Origin of the sequence: Acinetobacter rudis (assembly GCF_000829675.1) — a bacterium.
GTDB classification, from domain to species: domain Bacteria; phylum Pseudomonadota; class Gammaproteobacteria; order Pseudomonadales; family Moraxellaceae; genus Acinetobacter; species Acinetobacter rudis.
On sequence record NZ_BBRX01000027.1, the window covers coordinates 41,900 to 59,060 of the forward strand.

Consider the following 17,161-nt stretch of genomic DNA (forward strand, 5'->3'; position numbering starts at 1 on the left):
TTAAATAACCACATACTTTGCTTGTGTGTTTAGCAAAGCTAAGTTTCGCTCACTGGCTATGGCCAGCGAAGACAGAAAAAATAAAATATTTTACAACTGTTGAATCTTCTCAATCCATTTTGTCTTCTGATCACTATCGATGAACGATGCATTAAATGAGTTAATTGCCAACTGTTTAATTTCCTCATTTGACAGATTGAGTGCCTCAGCAATCGCAATAAAGTTGTCATTCATATACCCACCAAAATAGGATGGATCATCAGAGTTGACCATTACGCATAAGCCCTGTTGTAATAAACGCTGAATATTATGTTGCTGCATATCATCAACCACACATAATTTCAGATTACTTAAAGGACATACAGTTAAAGGCATCGCCTCAGCACGTAAACGTTCAAGTAACACAGGATCTTCTTCTGAACGCACACCGTGATCGATTCGATTCACTTTTAACACATCCAAAGCCTGCCAAACATATTCTGCTGGGCCTTCTTCACCAGCATGGGCAACCAATAAATAACCTTGCTGTGCTGCTTCTGCAAAGACACGTTCAAACTTTTCAGGTGGGTGGCCTAATTCACTCGAATCCAAACCAACGGCAATAATATCGTCTTTAAATGCCTGAGCCTGAGCCAAAGTTTCAAATGCAGCTTCTTCGCTTAAGTGTCTTAAGAAACACATAATCAAATGTGAGCTTATACCGAACTGAGTCTTTGCATCTGCACAAGCACGCATAAAACCATTGAAGAATGTCGCAAACGCAACACCACGCTCTGTATGCGTTTGTGGATCAAAGAAAATTTCAGTATGGACCACCTGATCTTCATGACATTTTTTAAAATACGCCCAAGCTAAATCATAAAAGTCTTGCTCATGAATAAGTACCGCAGCACCAGCGTAATAAATATCAAGGAAAGACTGTAAGTTATGAAAATTATATGCTTCTCTAATTTCCTCAATGCTTTTATAAGGAATAGCAATCTGATTGCGCTGCGCAATTTCAAACATCAACTCGGGTTCAAATGTGCCCTCGATATGGACATGTAACTCCGCCTTGGGTATGGCACGAATAAGCTCAAGTTGCTGCATGCAAACTCCGAAAAATAACTAAATGAATCAAAATATTAAAACTAGAAAATAGTACGAATTGGGCAGATATAAATCAGATTATATCTACCCATAGAAATATGTTTAACCACCAAATGCGATGAATTTTATAATCCAAAGTACCGCAATAATCCACACCATATAAGGTACAGTTGACGCTTTACCTGTACACAACTTAATCGCTGCATAACTGATAAAACCCATTGCAATACCATCTGCAATAGAATAGGTAAATGGCATGAATACGATCGTTAAAAATGCAGGGGCTGCTTCTGTAATATCATCCCAATCAATATTGGTAATCCCCTGAATCATCAACACACCAATAAACATCAGCGCTGGTGCTGTAGCAAATGCTGGTACAGATTGGGCCAAGGGAGCAAGGAATAAACAAAGTAAGAAAAACAGTCCAACAAACACAGCAGTTAAGCCTGTACGTCCACCAGCCGCCACACCAGAAGATGACTCAATATAAGGTGTAGTCGAAGATGTACCTAAAGCTGCACCTGCAACAATTGCTGTAGAATCTGCAAAGAGTGCTTTTTTCAAACGTGGTAATTTACCATCTTTTAATAATCCAGCGCGGTGTGAAACACCCACTAAAGTACCTGTTGAGTCGAATAAATCAACTAAGAAAAAAACAAAGATGACCCCGATCATACTGGCTTCAAATAAGCCAGCAAAGTCCATTTGCATAAAGGTAGGAGCAAGAGATGGAACTTCACCAAAGATCCCTTTAAACTCATTAATCCCCATGAGTGTAGCAATTACGGTCAAGGCCAAGATACTGATAATAATCGCACCACGCACTTTAAAATGATGCAATACAACGATCATAAAAAAGCCCAAAACGACCAACCAAACTGATGGTTGAGTAATGTCGCCTAAACCGACAATAGTCGCTTCCTTATGCACAATGATCCCAGCATTTTTTAAACCAACCAGTGCTAGAAATAATCCAATACCACCGCCAATCGCAAACTTCAACGACATAGGAATCGCATTAACGATCGCTTCACGGATTTTGAACATACTGATGCTGATAAAAATCACACCTGAAACAAATACCGCAGCTAAAGCAGTTTGCCAAGGAACACCCATTCCTTGACAGACACTAAAGGTAAAATAAGCATTTAAGCCCATACCAGGTGCTAGCGCGATTGGATAGTTTGCAATGAGCCCCATCACAAAACAACCAATGGCAGCAGCCAAACACGTTGCGACGAATACTGCACCAAAGTCCATTTGTGTCAACGACAAAATACTCGGATTGACGATGACGATATAACACATGGTTAAAAATGTAGTAAAACCAGCAAGTAGTTCAGTTTTAAAATTAGTATTATTCTCACTGAGTTTAAATAAGCGTTCTAACAAATTCGGTGCTGAATTTGGATGTGCCATGGCTGAGCTCCTGTGAACGTTGAGCTATAAAATAGAAAATCTAAACAACATAAAACACGTTGCTATTAAATTGTTTTATATACACAAAACGTACTAGGACATTCAATTTTCCAACTTAAGATGAAACTAAAAAAAGCTGCTTATTTAGGCAGCTTTTTCATATATAACCTTAAATCTTGCGTTAAAGACTGTGCACGGCTTCGATTTTAAAACGCGATAATTATAGCACAGTACACTATAAAATAAATCTATCTGGCCTACCGTCAATCTTGATTGCTCAGTCAGTTACCTACCTGCTTAAAACTAGAACCACGGTTCACTCACCTCTTGACGTACCAATGAGTCTGTTTAATTCATTCAGAAAGATTAAGTACGCTTTATTCTACTGATCACTAAAATTATTTTTTATAGATGCGCATACATAAACTATATAACGATCTTCTCAATTTATGCTCACTATTTATGAGTATAATCGAGTGCTTTAATGATTACATTTTTGGGAAAGTTTGGAAAAAATTCATTCAAATCTTTTTCACTCATTTTTTCATTAACTAAAAATAAGCGCCAATTCTGATTGGTAAGTAGCCTTATAGCAATATATGTGCTTTCAAAGCCTTCACCATTGATTTTCTTATTGGGCACAAATTGGACATTAAAAATACATAATTCTTTCTGGCCCAAACGAAAGTTCTGATCCGTATTTTTTATTACCAATTCAAATTTAAACTGCTGTCCATGAAAAAAATCAAAACTCTCTTTTAACCTTGAGTAATATTCATCCTCATCACTCCATCGACCGTCCATATATTTTTGCTGAGGATGACTACGCTTAAATAACTCGTCATATTCAAATTGCTTAGTGTGAACAATCAACTCTTCAAAAGTACCATGATCAAATATCTCTTTCTCTTTTAAAACTATTTCTTGGATTTTATTAAAATCTTGTTTACAACGTAAGGGTTGTGCATAACTAAGGCTCGATGCAATCATCAAGATACACCCCATCAAGATTGTCTTAAAATGCACAGCAATCCCTCTTTGACAAATTTGTTCAATATGATTGAGTCAATCCAATGACATTCGATCTATTCTCAAATTGAACCAAGCACAAATCCTATTAAATTTAAGCCATTTTAAACAGCCTTGCGTATCGCCTTAACTTCATTTAAAGCAATTTGCATATTTTGCAAAATGTATTGATGAATTTCATCACATTTTGCGTATATTTCATTTATGGAGCTTAAGCGGTCTAGTTCCTGATATAAACGTGAAATGCGATGTTCATAATGTGCAGCATTTTGTATTTTAGAAGTATCATATTGGATATCTAAAATTTGCAATGTCGACAATGCATCGTTATAGCTATGAATTTTATTTTCAATTGACTTATATCGGAACTTGTTTTTAAAACGATCCAAATACAATAAAAATGGCCAACGTAGAAATTTATTCTTGGCTTGATATTGCTTTACATGCTCCATTTCAATTTCAATCAATGCCAGCTCTAAACTAAAATAAGCATTGAGTGCAACCTCAAACTCAAAAATCTGGTCTAAGATCAGTGTATAGTTCTGTTGTTTTTTCCAGTTTTTCCATGCGACAAAAGCAACAATAAATGCTGCAATTGTACAAAGGTCAACGATCAGCGTAAATATATCTTCATATGACATAATACATAAACTAATTTATTGGTTATCAAGAGTTTAGTTTAAGTTGTAATTTATGCAAGATGAAATATCCCATTGCACTTTAACAGTCAGATCAAAAGTCCATTAAATCAAATCCTGCTCAAAAATCCACCAATAAACTGACTGAGTTTTAGAAGCACACTCATTTTTGTTTAAAGAATCAGCGTATAACTTCATTTTTTTTAAAAGCTCTTGTCAACCCATTAAAAACTCACTATTATGCATCCCACTTAGGCGTGTAGCTCAGTTGGTTAGAGCGCTACGTTGACATCGTAGAGGTCACCAGTTCGAATCTGGTCATGCCTACCAAATTTTGTTGTTCAATCAACATATCAAAGCTCACTTTTAAAGTGGGCTTTTTTATTAGGGGTATTTTGGGGTTTATTCAGGAAATTAAGTCGCTCCTATATGTTGATATAGTGGTAGGTATGAGTTTAATGACCGATAAAGAATCTATCCACTGGCCCTCTTGTGGTAACCTACCCAATATTTTTCTTAAATTAAAATTAATCGATATAAATTAACCATGCTACTCAATTTTGGTGGAGATTACGTCTGCTAAAATAAATTAACACAATGTTTTATATTAATTTATTTAAACCACGAAACATAACAATTTATAAGATCTCTTAATTTTGTCTCAATAAATTTAGTCTTTCCTGAGCAGCGACATTCCCTTGATTATTCGATTTCTGAAACCAAAATTTTGCTTTCTCAATATCCTTTTTCACCCCTATACCCTCTGCATACACACTCCCTAATAGATACTGTCCATCGGCATCACCTTGTTGAGCCGCCATATTATATAACTCCAATGCTTTAGTAATACTTACAGAAACCCCATAACCATTTAAGTACATACTACCTAAATTTACTTGTGCTGGAGCATACCCCTGATCTGCAGACAGCTTATATAACCTCACAGCTTCACTATAATTTCTTTGTATATTGCCAGTGCCTTCTCTATAAAAATTAGCGAGGTTATTTAATGCCATTTTATTATTTTTTTCAGTTGATTTTTTATACCAATAATAAGATTTTTCAAAATTATTAAAACTCTCATATTCTTTTTCAGAGTAAATGACACCTAAATTATATTGTGCATCAGAATCACCAGCCTCCGCTGCCTTAGTAATCCAGTAAATAGCTTTATTTATATCTTTAGCTACACCAATACCTTGAAGATATAAAATGCCCAAATTATACTGCGAAAGAACATGACCGTTTGATGCTTCTTTCTCAATTACGTCTATGTTTGGAGTACTATCATTTATTTGTGATGATTCTGAGCATAATGATAACCATAAACTATTTAATAATAAAATTGAAATTAATATTTTTTTCATAATTTTATAACCCTTGGTTCAGTAAATGATAATAATAGTATCCAAATCTTAAGAATACCTCAGATGACACTCCTTTCATAGGTTCTTTGAAATCTCTTACTGACTTTCTATCTTATTAAACATTCAACTCAACTGCCTTATTTGACTGCGAAAAACCTGAAGATCATCATGTATATTTTGATTATCATCACAATTAACTCACCAATATTTAATTAAATATTGGTGAATCAAAATCTCTTTTAAAATTCAAAATATTATGTTTTATTATGCATTTGTAGGTCTAATCATGCACAAATCATAAAGAATATGGATTTTATCAAATTTGTTATAAATGAAAGGACTAAAACAATAGGATTTGTGAAAGTAACAGCTTTCTATTTCTAAAATAACATTGAATCATTGCCAAAAAAACCTGCAAAAAATTTATAATATATTTTTTAACGATACCTCTCTATGTGTTATGTTTGCAGAATTAGCCATCTCACACTCCATAAATCATAAACAGCTTCCATAGTACCTGTTCGTAATCCATCTCAATTAATATATCTACAATCCACCATGTTATATGTTTGAGAATTACCACCTATAACCATACTCCTTCTACTGTTTTTAATAATGCTTAAGATATAATGCATCAAACTATTAGTCGACAAGCTTTGTTCCAGAAACTTTCTGAATCTATTAAATAAGATTCATGCGTGGTGGTTCAAAATTAACTTACAGGAATGAATAATCTCAATGCCCAAGTTATATCTTGAAGTTAAATAGTGTAGAAAATCTTTGACGTTTAAGTCTATGTACATAAAAGCCGCTATAAATTAATCTAAATAATTAACAATATTAACTTTTATTAGGCCAATTTATTAAAACCCTCTCACTATACCAATCACCTGCATCTGCACCTTTTTTATATAATTCATATGCCTTTTTCTCATCTTTAAATTCATTATCCAACATATAAAAATCAGCCAGCCAAGAAAAACGATCTTTGTTTGATGATGTATCAACCAAATTTTCTAAAATATCTTTAGACCGTTTTGAATTATAACCATTATAATTTTTATAATATGCATATAGCTTACTTAGTGCCAAATCTTTATACTCACTATATTCTTTATCATCTATTCTATTTAAATTATCCATTGCCGACTCATAATAACCTTGTTCTGCCAAAGCTATACTTTTATAGTAATAACCCAAATTATGACCATGTTTAATTGCATAGTCTGAATAGTATATTGATTTACTTAAATCTATATACTTATCTTCAAATAAATAGATATAAGACAATAAAGATGCAGCATAATAATTGCCTTTATCCAAACTTTTATTTAAAAGCTCGATTGCTTTCTCTAAGTTTTTGTAATGATAATTATAAGTATAGATCTCACCTAGCCTCTCGTAAGCTATAGGATCGTCACCATCAATTGCAATATTTAGATAATAAATAGCCTCCTCAATGTAATTATTCATTAATAAAACGCCACCAGTTACAGAGTAATCTTGAATTTTAAATACTTTTTCATTTTCTTTTATTAAGGTAAGGGCATCCTTATCTCTTTTACATCTAAATAGATCATTTAAAAGATAACCATTTAATATATACTTCTCACTATCATCCTTACAGGTTTTTAATACATCCAAATTAATTTCATTATGCTTTGAACAAGCTAAAAGTAAGGGTAACAAAAATAAGATAAAAATTTTATGGGTCATTTAAATTTCCAAATGTTCTACATTGTCTAGGTATTGTTGAAACCAAGATGCGATGCATCAACCTTGCAAACTAATGTTTCACAGATAATAAACTTCTTACTTGAATTTTCAAAGGCAGATGCAAGTCATCACTCTAAAAACTAACGAAGTCATATTAATTGAGCACCAAGCTACAGAGATGCTCAAACTTATAGTTGAATATTTTATATTCTTATCGATCTATAGATATTTATCTCTATCTTAACTTACACAAAATTATTTGCGGAGCTATTTATAATTTTATAAAATATTTTTCATTCTTGCTTGAGCCCTTTCAAATTATGAATTGCATTAGCATGACCTTGTTCTGCGGCCTGAGTGTACCAATACTCAGCTTGTTTTTTATCTTTTTTTACATAAATCCCTTTTTCATACAAAACACCTAAATTATATTGTGATTCTTGGTTGCCCAGAACTGCTGCTTTTGATGCATAGTTATAGACTTCCTTATAATTATTTTGAGTTAAATATAATTTAGATAATCCTTCGTAAGCTCTTGATGGATTTTCTGATTCAGCTAAAATATACCACTGTTTTGTCTTTTCAAAATCAAGTGATATACCAAATGCAGGACTACTGCGATATAATTCTGCTAAATTAACTTTAGCTTCTTTTTTCTCTCCATATTGATTTGCTAATAAAAAATACTTTTCTGCCTGATGATAGTTTATTGCTTGCCCTAAACCTAAGAAGTACATCATACCCAAAGAATTAAAAGCTTCTGGATTATTATTTTCTGATGCTTTCTTTAACCAAAATTCAGCTTTTTCATAATTTGGTGAAAAGCTTTCCGCGCCATTCATGTATAACCAACCTAACAAAGCTTCTTTTTCATCCAAAGTATAATCTTTTAATTCATTAATTTGACACTGCTTACTTCCTAAACCGGCAATCTCACACTCAGATTCAAGAGATTCTGCATTGACCAAATCTTTTCCACTACCTGTACAATTTATTAGAAAAAATACTGACAGTAACGCACATTTTAACTTCACTTTTTTAATCCAGCATTTGAATTATCTACAATAGTTTACAGCGTAACAGGTAAATCCTGAGGCACCAATGGTTCCTCTAACTGCAACATTTGCTACTTAAGTTTAAGATTTAGTATTATCTCCAATTATAGTAGCTCTCTCTACAGAGTCACATACTCTCAGAGTTGAAGGTGGGTCTAGTCTAACGCAAACATTTAAAATGAATAATGGCTTGTTCCACTAGATAATTACTGACCTTATTCCCTGTGCTTACTCTCATGTATTTAGGCGTGTATCTAGACTATTTCACATCTCAATCTCAATTTTTGTGATATACAAACTTTGTCACAATGATAAAAGATAGCCCTTTCGATTTCTCATTGTTTATAATGAGTATTTATCTATTTTCCATAATAAAACTTTCTTACTTTCAGTTAAATCTTTACTCAACAAACATTATTCTAATTAGTGGTGTTAGCTACATTCATCATAGCGTGTTTTATAAACAGTGATACTAACATCCCATCTATTTTCCAATTGAGTAATTTTAAAGACTCTAACATTTTCATTAAGATCATTCATATCATAAATTTGCTTACTAATAACTAGTGGCTTGTGTATTTCAAAAGTTTTGTTATTACCTAAACAATAAATAAAAGCTCCTTTTTTATTGTCTTTCAGAAGTTTACCATTTAGCTTAGTATGAATAACATTCTGGGCATCTAAAAGAAATTTTTCATTAAACTGATCCATATTAATATCAAAATTAACTGATATTTTTTCATATGTATTCCTTAAATCTGGATCATTAAGCTTGGTTTTTTTACCAAAAATTAGGTTTGTAATTTCATCAATTTCGTTCAATATCTTTTTATCTTCATCTTCTAGTCTATTATCTGATGTAACTATATTTATCTGTTCTGCTTTAGACATTTTATTATCATACCCATAAATAAAAATCACAGATAAGACCAATAAAGTATACTTTCTAAAATATTTCATAAAGTATTTTTCCTGCCATTATATTTCTTTTCACCTAATATTATTAGTCCACTTATCCTACTAGTTGGATCCCATCTAAGAGAGCATAACCTTTCAACCTCAAAATTTCTACCCTTACTTTTACATTCATCCATCTCTTTTTGCCAGTATTTATATCAATATTTTTTCTAATTTTTTAATTTCAATAGGCTAACTATTTCATCACTTCTAATTTATGGATCATTTTCATTGATAATATACATTGCAACTCAAATCCTTTCTGATTTTTTAAGTTAATGAGTGATCATAAATTCTATTCATGGATTTAACTTTTATTCCTTGGTAAAAGCTTAGAATTAAGTATAGTAATAATATTGATATATGTTAATAACAGTAGAGAAGACAAAATATGGCAGTCGAATACCTATATGTGCTTTTAATTTTTCCTCATATTAATTAACAGCCTTTTCCTTTGCTAATTTCGCATAATATGCTGATTTTTTACTATCTTTATATTTCCCTTCAAGCTCGTAAAACTCACTAGCTGATTGATACACAAATTCATCATCTGTAAGTTCAAGAGTTTTATTCATATAATAAAAAGACTTATCCAAATCATAACCTAGATATTCTGGATAAAATCCATATAAAAACATTAAACCTTGATAACCCTCTAAGAAAACCTGATACTCTACCGCCTTTTTAAAATACATTTCAGCATTATTAAAATCTTTATTTTCTATAGAAACCTCTCCCAAACCATAAAATGCTCTTGGGTTTCCAGTTCTTAGCGATTCATTTAAATAATTTTCTGCCTTTTCAATATCTTTAAATTCTTCCTCATCCAAGTACACCATACCTAGATTATAGTATGCATCATCATACCCTAAATCAATCGACCGATTAAGCAGTTCAATCACTCTCCCAATATCTTTGTAACTCCCACTCAAATTGTAAATACTCGCCAAACCATAATATCCTTGAGCCTCATTAAGCTTAATAGCTTTATTAAAATATACTACAGCTTGATCAGTATAACCATAATGAAATAATATTTGACCCAGTTCAGCATTAAATACACTATTTTCATTATTTTTATTTTTATCTATAATTTCAAATGCTTCAAAAGTATTACCACAACTAAATGCATAATCTACTGACTCAGCAATATTATTTGCAAAATATAGATTCATGACACACCCGTTTTCAAGAGGTATTTGACTTTTATGTACATTATTAACACACCCACCAACCATAAAAAATAAAAACATATATTTTAAATTTTTAATCATCTCACTTAATCCGTATAAAAGGACTCTAATAACAAGACGGCTGTCATCTTTTTAAATTTCCTTGTGGAATACACATTGAAACCAATTCTCTTTAAGGATTCAATAGTCTGAAATTTGGATGTACACCTACTCCTACTCGGCCGTGATTATATAAACTATTAAAACTTAAAAGTGTCTTTGCATTAATATTCGGTGTACTTGGAAATACAAGGCTATATCTTGAATATGGGTGAAAAGCAGAACTATAGCTTTGTCTACGGCTTCATAACCTCATTGGATCGACCCAAGCATTCGGATTACTCACATGAGCTGAAGTATTCATCCCACCATCTAAACCAATCCAGTCTTTGCCGATATCCCATGCAATATGCGGTTCATAATAACGATAGCGATTATAGTATAGGCCTGTTTCTTTAGCTAAATACCGCCCTTTCGATTTCCATGCGTTTATAACAAGTATGTGTTTTTCAGAATGGATTTGATCTTGTATATAAGCTTATGTTTGATACTGATAATAGTAAAGAGTATCAAATAGTTCAATGAAGCCGCTATACCCCGTTTATACTAGAGGCTCAAAACTATTCGGCTCATACAGATCATATTTGGTGTGTAAAGAGGTGCTTTCATAAGCTAAAGTATCACTATCCCAACCATGATATATAGTTTTAGTCACCCTATAATGACGTAATTAATGGGATTAAACATATTATTTTTTCACTATACATTTAACAATGGTTCAGATCATTGTTGTTCAGTCAGTGTAACTTTGCTTTCACTTCAACCTTTAATTTATTCACTTAACATGAGTATATGATCTCTCATCATTTTGATTCAATTTGGTCATGATCAATATACCAAAATTGAGTCGCCAAGCCAGCTAAAGCTACCCGCAACAAAAAAGCCCATCTTTCGATGAGCTCTTTGTTTATATCTAAGCAATTGCTTAGATAATTGTGATGCCGCTAGCTTGCGCACCTTTTTTTCCAGCAGTAATTGTGAATTGAACACGTTGGCCTTCAAGAAGAACCTTGAAACCACTTGTTTGAATTTCACTATAATGTGCAAAAACGTCTTGGCCTTCATCAGTTGCAATAAAACCAAAACCTTTAGTTTCATTAAACCACTTAACTGTACCAGTGCTAATATCTGACATATAAACTTCTCAAAAAATTAATAATGATAATAACTAAAAAATAGAAACTATATTAATAATTATAAAATCTAACTAAATAAAAAAACCTAGAATACATGGAGTAAACTAGGCTGTTAACTTCAAATCTTTCCGTTGGTAGCGGGAGCTGGATTTGAACCAACGACCTTCGGGTTATGAGCCCGACGAGCTACCAGACTGCTCCATCCCGCATCAACGAAATGACTTTATACGTGTAATTTGACATAAAAACAATGTTTATTTTAATTAAATGCAAAAACTCGCTTAAAGATCGTCCTTCTAACATGATTTAGGTTGAACCTGATCAAGTAGAAAAGTATTTTTCCACTAAAGCATAGATAATCGCAGCTGTTTCGATATCAGCGACTCCATCATATTTTGATGCCCTAAAATGGTACTGAAATGCCCTAATCAGTTTTGTAAAGCCAGCCATTGAACTTGCTTCTGAAACATCGTACCCATAATGAGATAATTTATTGGTAATTTCAGCATTTGTTGGAAGACCTAACTGTGTGAAACTATTTACAAACTTTTTTTTCGCACCTTCATCATACCAAGCGCCTATCCCTGCGTCGTATAACTCTTGCCAAGGAAAGGCTACGCCAGGATCAAATTTACGACCTACTGCGATATCAGAATGTCCAATGACCTGAGTTGGAGTTATATCGGGATAACGCTGAAGAATATTGAGTGCTAATTGTTTTACAGCATTAATCTGTTCGGCATTGAAGGGTGGATATGTTGTCTCATTCGCTTTATTCACGATTTCAATACCAATAGAAGTATCATTTAAATTACTTCGCCCTGCCCAATTACTCGTACCAGCATGCCATGCTCGAGCTTGCTCATCGACAAGATTAAAAATTCGAAGCTCTTTAAAACCTGCTGACTTATAGGTTTCATCTGTTGGATCTGGAATGAGATAGTGAGCACTTACATTACCATTACCACTTAACAGATTGATTGATGTTGCAAAATCAACTGCAGTATAGTGCAACACTAAAAACCGTTGCCGATAGTTAAATCCTTTGATGGAACGATAAGAGTTATAATCTATATTAAACATAATTTTTCCTTCTTATTTTAGTTAATCATTCATCGGCTTTGTAAAGCAGCGAATGATGATTGAGTGATTTGAATAATTGTTTTTCGGCGACTACTTTTTTCAACTACAAAAAATGCTCACATTCATGCGAGCTAATAAATTATTTTAAGAAATTAAATATCTATGTTATCCACAATACTTGAAACAATTTCTCTGCCAGCCTCTATCACTTGGCTGCCTGATTCGATCAGTGTATCAAGAATAAGCCTGCCCGTCGCATCTGAAAGCACTTCTGCTGTAAAAGATTCTTTCTTTTCAGGCTGATTCAATTCTTCAGTCAAATCAAGGTCAGGTTCAGTCATATTAGTTTGCAAATAACTTAAAATGGGGTTCAAGTGAATTACGATAAGCTCATTTACTCTGCCATAACGTTTACAGACAAGCAATCACTTTCCACAAAGCTCTGCTCACGAAGTTAGAAAACCCCCAGATCGACACGTCCTAGACTTCATGGCTGGGCTTAATTTAAATAGTTGAAGCCCCCCATATAGGTCTATAACTATTTTTAGTTTTAGAACCTATATCGCTATTTCAAGCACCTCATCTATCTGTTGCTGAACCATACGACTTTCCTGATTTTAGATTAAACTGATAGAGAGTGTGATTGCACGGTTTAACAATTTTTTAAAAGGTCAAGCTCACAAGAGAATGACCTTTGATAACAACTCTAATGAGATTTTAAAACTAAAACTATTCAACTTAATATTGAATATTAGCAACTACCATTGGTATCTGAGCCTAAATAGGTGCAAATTAGGTGTTCCCTTGTTGTCACTGGTATACAACCGTTCATAATCAAAACCCATACCATAGTCAAAACGAAATGCCACACCTACACCGTAGTCTTTCCTTGAGAAATCATCACCTTGAGTATATTTAATATAATCACCCATTACATATGGCTGCACGGATTGAATAGCATGATTATGAATTTTAAACTTATATCCAAGATAGTATTCAAGGCCATACGCCTCTGTGTCCAAATAAAGTTTTAAGCTATCTGGAGTTGGCTGCTGTAGAGCTGAATTATTAGGTACAAGATTTTTATACCATCCCGCCCCTAATCCCCACATCCACTCTCCATTAAAATAATATAAGGCCGTAGCAATTGCCTCTTGAGAAAGATCATGACGATTGTTTGAATCAAATAAACTCACATCATTATGTTTATAAGAAACACCTAAAGATAAGTTTTTACTTAAATGAATATCGGCTGCTAACTCCTCACCTGATTTCAACTTATATTGCAAATTATTTTTCGATGTTTCATCTCCAAACAAATATGCTGCATAAAAATCAACATACTTATTTTTCTTTTCATAACGTAAAGTTCTACTTGAGAGCAAAGTGCCATCAAAAAATGAAAATGGGCTCCAAGTCGATACTTGACCTAACATATCGTAATCCCAGAGATCTGTTTTTGCTCCAACAACATCATGGTATATGCTATACATTTTGCCAAACTTTAGAGTTCCATATTGACTGTTCTCAATACCCGCATAAGCCTGAATTGTTGTAAAATTCTCATCACTCTTAGCATAGTGACCTTCCCAATCAAAAATTTTAGGTAAATTAAAATAATTTTGATATTCTGCTATTAATTGTGTATTTTCATTCAATTTATAATTGAGATTAAAATACATACGACTTCCAGCACTATAACCATCTCTACGATATTTTTGACTCTCATTACTTGAATTATACTGATCAAAATTTAAAGCTTGTAATCTCATACTTCCATGAGTTTTAAGTGTTAGACTATCTTGATCAGAAAAAATTTTGTCTTGTTGTAGAAGTACAACTTCAGCATATACTGATGTGGTTTTTAAAGTTAAAATCGTAAAAAACCCGATTACTAATGTTTTTTTTAACATTTTGACATCCATGTATTTAAGATTTAAGCCTTAGATAATCCTTTCTAAGTCTTATAACGTTTATGATAAATTTCCATGATTTATAAAATTCAATATAATATAAAAATATAATTAAATTTTAAAAATAATCTAATGACTCAAAATAATCATGATAGTTTTCATTTAAAAATATTCATTAACACTCCCGCTTTTTAATATTTAAAATTTTATCATAGTGTTTTTAACTAATTATTCGATAATTAAAGCTGTATTCGATACAATTAGAATCTAATATTAAATTTTCAATCAAAATTAGAATTCTATATTAAAAATAAATATGGCTCCATTTGATGAATTATACTTTTCAACTCAAACAGTTAAATATAAAAAACCGAGATGATGATACATCTCGGTTTTTTATATTAACATCTTGAATAAACTCTATTTTTTATGATTATTTGATTTATCCTTGATAAACTCAGATACATTTATCACATCAAGATCTTCACTCGCATGTACAGGGCCTTTAAACTCACGTCCTGCTGTTGTCTGCAAATAGTCACTTGTAATTTTTTCATTATCAGGCCAAATATGATGAAGTACTAACCCCTTCGCTCCCATTTTCGCAGCAAAAGCACCAACACCTAAAGTGTTCTGATGATTACGAGGATCTATACCCGAAGTTATTGCAGTATGGCCATCTAAAATTTGTGTCGTCATTGTTTTCTCTATCGCTGTTCCTGCAAACACAGCTAAAGCGGCTTTTACATCCATCACTTCATTAATCAAAATATCAGTGTTATGACCTAAACGAAGTAAATTATTATTGGGTGCTGTATCCCCACTAAATGTGACAGATCCGTATTTCGTATCAAACCGATAAGACCAAGCCGGATAAACCATCGGGTGTTGCGCCAAAACAGCAGTCACTTTTACATAATCATCCTGATAGACTGGTATTGGATTCATTTTAGGTGACATGTTGCTAGGACTCGCACTTTTGGGCGCAGATAAAGCCATAATGTTTAGCATCCCAGGACCATTTGTTCCTGTTAAATCTCTTGGATGATCATCAGAACGGCGTACCGTATGTATTGCATTATTCATATCATAGGCATTCGCAGCAAAATGATGCTGCATTAATTCTTTGATACCTGGTGTGGGATCTTCTGGGTGAATTAATTGAGTATTGGGTAAATGTCCAAATCCAGCATCGCTCCCTAACTTGCCATTTGAATCGGCACGATCTGGTCCAATAAGTGCAATTTTCTGCTTTCCATATTTCCAGTTCGGAAAGTTTGTATTCACAAACGGATATAAGTCATCGACATGATCAGAATGTAGATGAGTAATAAAAATTCCACGTACATCACCAAAATTCAATCCGCTTTCATAAAAACGCTGGACCAAACCAGACCCCGCATCAACCACATACACTTGACCATCCACAACTAAGGCTGTTGACGTTGCAGCCCTCAAACTCGGGAAAGGGCCTGCCCTTGTCCCCAGCATAACAAGGTGCATACCATCACGTGGTGGAGGCATGGCTCTAACTCGTTTAGGTTGCCTTTGTAGGTATTGGGGGATTGGACTTTCTATACTATTGGACTGCTGATTAGCAATACTGCTTGTACTATGCTCATTTCCTGCAAAGGCAAATTGAGCAATCAAACAAATTGAAATGGCGCAACATAAATATCTTTTTAATTTTTTCACATGATTTTCCTTTATTAAAACAATCCCTAGAATCACAGCAAAATATTTTTGCGCAATTTCTTCCATGAGGATATTTTCAAATGAACATTTGTCAGAATATAGAATATTTCAGATTGAACTAAAAATTACTTCTTTACTTCTTCAAAATTAGATCTTGTGTATCGAGATTCCCCCAACCAAACTATATTAATAAAAATATTAACATTCATTTTTGGGCATTTTTCTCATTCTTCAGTAAAGAAGCAATGTTTTTTTGAATATGATCCTAACAATAGTAACTAACTGTTCTATTTATTTTCTTTTAATCATCAGGACTCAATATTGCTCCAAATTTATAATGATTAACACTCTAGGTTTAATCACTTTTTTACACCTATATTTAAAATATTTTATATGTAGCGCATGGGCGAATAAAAAATGGCTGATTAAAATCAGCCATTTTAGAGCTATCAGCTTGTCTAAATTAACAAGGGCATTTTTTCATACCACCACCTGCAGATGGATAACGTGCATCTACGCAGTGACGATAAAAAGTTTTAGCATCCATTGCCTCTAGATCAGGATGATGTTTTTGCATATGCCGAAGGTATGTTTGATAATCAGGCACGCCAACCATCAAACGGAAGCTCTGCTGTAGTCGCTGCCACAGTGTTGCAATCTTTGACCAGTTCTGCGGTGACAAGATTACACTTTTCTGAGACATTACAGTCATCTTAATCATCTTAATAATGACTGAATGACGCTGTCCTGGAAGTTTTAATCGCATCTT

Annotated in this window: 16 protein-coding genes and 2 tRNA genes; 1 reads left to right on the forward strand and 17 read right to left on the reverse strand. The window is 33.1% G+C overall.

The genetic code is table 11. The features are described 5' to 3' along the window. Positions 1–90 precede the first annotated feature (90 nt). The 4 genes from Aru01_RS08000 to Aru01_RS08015 form a co-directional block, all read right to left on the reverse strand. A complete protein-coding gene (locus Aru01_RS08000) occupies positions 91–1,089 on the reverse strand; it encodes an adenosine deaminase (protein WP_016655599.1) in 999 nt (332 codons plus the stop codon). A 102-nt stretch (positions 1,090–1,191) separates the two neighbouring features. After that, positions 1,192–2,511: an NCS2 family permease gene (locus Aru01_RS08005; RefSeq protein ID WP_016655598.1), complete on the reverse strand. Its 1,320-nt coding sequence runs from the start codon at positions 2,509–2,511 to the stop codon at positions 1,192–1,194. A 456-nt stretch (positions 2,512–2,967) separates the two neighbouring features. Then, positions 2,968–3,501 (reverse strand): hypothetical protein, encoded by a 534-nt coding sequence (locus Aru01_RS08010; protein ID WP_040331096.1) that lies wholly within the window; start codon positions 3,499–3,501, stop codon positions 2,968–2,970. Between the two features lie 143 nt (positions 3,502–3,644). Further along, on the reverse strand, positions 3,645–4,181 hold the full coding sequence (locus tag Aru01_RS08015) for a hypothetical protein (protein WP_016655596.1): 537 nt from the start codon (positions 4,179–4,181) through the stop codon (positions 3,645–3,647). Between the two features lie 250 nt (positions 4,182–4,431). On the opposite strand from Aru01_RS08015, the gene Aru01_RS08020 reads away from it, so the two are divergent. Beyond that, positions 4,432–4,508, forward strand: a tRNA-Val gene (locus tag Aru01_RS08020). 320 nt (positions 4,509–4,828) lie between these two features. Here Aru01_RS08020 and Aru01_RS08025 read toward each other — a convergent pair. The 13 genes from Aru01_RS08025 to Aru01_RS08085 all read right to left on the reverse strand — a co-directional run bounded on the left by Aru01_RS08025 (position 4,829) and on the right by Aru01_RS08085 (position 17,158). Beyond that, positions 4,829–5,545 carry a tetratricopeptide repeat protein gene (locus tag Aru01_RS08025; protein ID WP_016655595.1) on the reverse strand — a complete coding sequence of 239 codons (717 nt, stop codon included), beginning with the start codon at positions 5,543–5,545 and terminating at the stop codon, positions 4,829–4,831. Positions 5,546–6,385: 840 nt separating this feature from the next. Beyond that, entirely contained in the window at positions 6,386–7,261 is an 876-nt protein-coding gene (locus Aru01_RS08030; RefSeq protein WP_016655594.1) for a tetratricopeptide repeat protein, read from the reverse strand. Between the two features lie 293 nt (positions 7,262–7,554). After that, on the reverse strand, positions 7,555–8,295 hold the full coding sequence (locus tag Aru01_RS08035) for a tetratricopeptide repeat protein (RefSeq protein WP_016655593.1): 741 nt from the start codon (positions 8,293–8,295) through the stop codon (positions 7,555–7,557). Between the two features lie 453 nt (positions 8,296–8,748). Beyond that, complete coding sequence (locus tag Aru01_RS08040) at positions 8,749–9,207, reverse strand: hypothetical protein (RefSeq protein WP_155757935.1); 459 nt, start codon at positions 9,205–9,207, stop codon at positions 8,749–8,751. A 500-nt stretch (positions 9,208–9,707) separates the two neighbouring features. After that, entirely contained in the window at positions 9,708–10,547 is an 840-nt protein-coding gene (locus Aru01_RS08045) for a tetratricopeptide repeat protein (RefSeq protein WP_016655591.1), read from the reverse strand. A gap of 262 nt (positions 10,548–10,809) precedes the next feature. Next, the gene (locus tag Aru01_RS18855; RefSeq protein ID WP_081407227.1) at positions 10,810–11,037 is read right to left on the reverse strand and encodes an RHS repeat-associated core domain-containing protein; all 228 of its coding nucleotides are present in this window, start codon (positions 11,035–11,037) and stop codon (positions 10,810–10,812) included. 453 nt (positions 11,038–11,490) lie between these two features. Further along, positions 11,491–11,700 (reverse strand): cold-shock protein, encoded by a 210-nt coding sequence (locus Aru01_RS08055; protein WP_016655590.1) that lies wholly within the window; start codon positions 11,698–11,700, stop codon positions 11,491–11,493. 133 nt (positions 11,701–11,833) lie between these two features. After that, a tRNA-Met gene (locus tag Aru01_RS08060) sits at positions 11,834–11,910 on the reverse strand. Between the two features lie 112 nt (positions 11,911–12,022). Then, positions 12,023–12,784, reverse strand: coding sequence for an N-acetylmuramoyl-L-alanine amidase (locus Aru01_RS08065; RefSeq protein ID WP_016655589.1), 762 nt, complete (start codon positions 12,782–12,784; stop codon positions 12,023–12,025). Between the two features lie 152 nt (positions 12,785–12,936). Next, positions 12,937–13,125 (reverse strand): hypothetical protein, encoded by a 189-nt coding sequence (locus Aru01_RS08070; protein WP_016655588.1) that lies wholly within the window; start codon positions 13,123–13,125, stop codon positions 12,937–12,939. A 417-nt stretch (positions 13,126–13,542) separates the two neighbouring features. Beyond that, entirely contained in the window at positions 13,543–14,697 is a 1,155-nt protein-coding gene (locus tag Aru01_RS08075; protein ID WP_016655587.1) for a porin, read from the reverse strand. Between the two features lie 420 nt (positions 14,698–15,117). Then, on the reverse strand, positions 15,118–16,392 hold the full coding sequence (locus Aru01_RS08080) for an MBL fold metallo-hydrolase (RefSeq protein WP_040331145.1): 1,275 nt from the start codon (positions 16,390–16,392) through the stop codon (positions 15,118–15,120). 463 nt (positions 16,393–16,855) lie between these two features. After that, complete coding sequence (locus Aru01_RS08085; protein WP_016655585.1) at positions 16,856–17,158, reverse strand: YbdD/YjiX family protein; 303 nt, start codon at positions 17,156–17,158, stop codon at positions 16,856–16,858. Between the last annotated feature and the right edge of the window lie 3 nt (positions 17,159–17,161).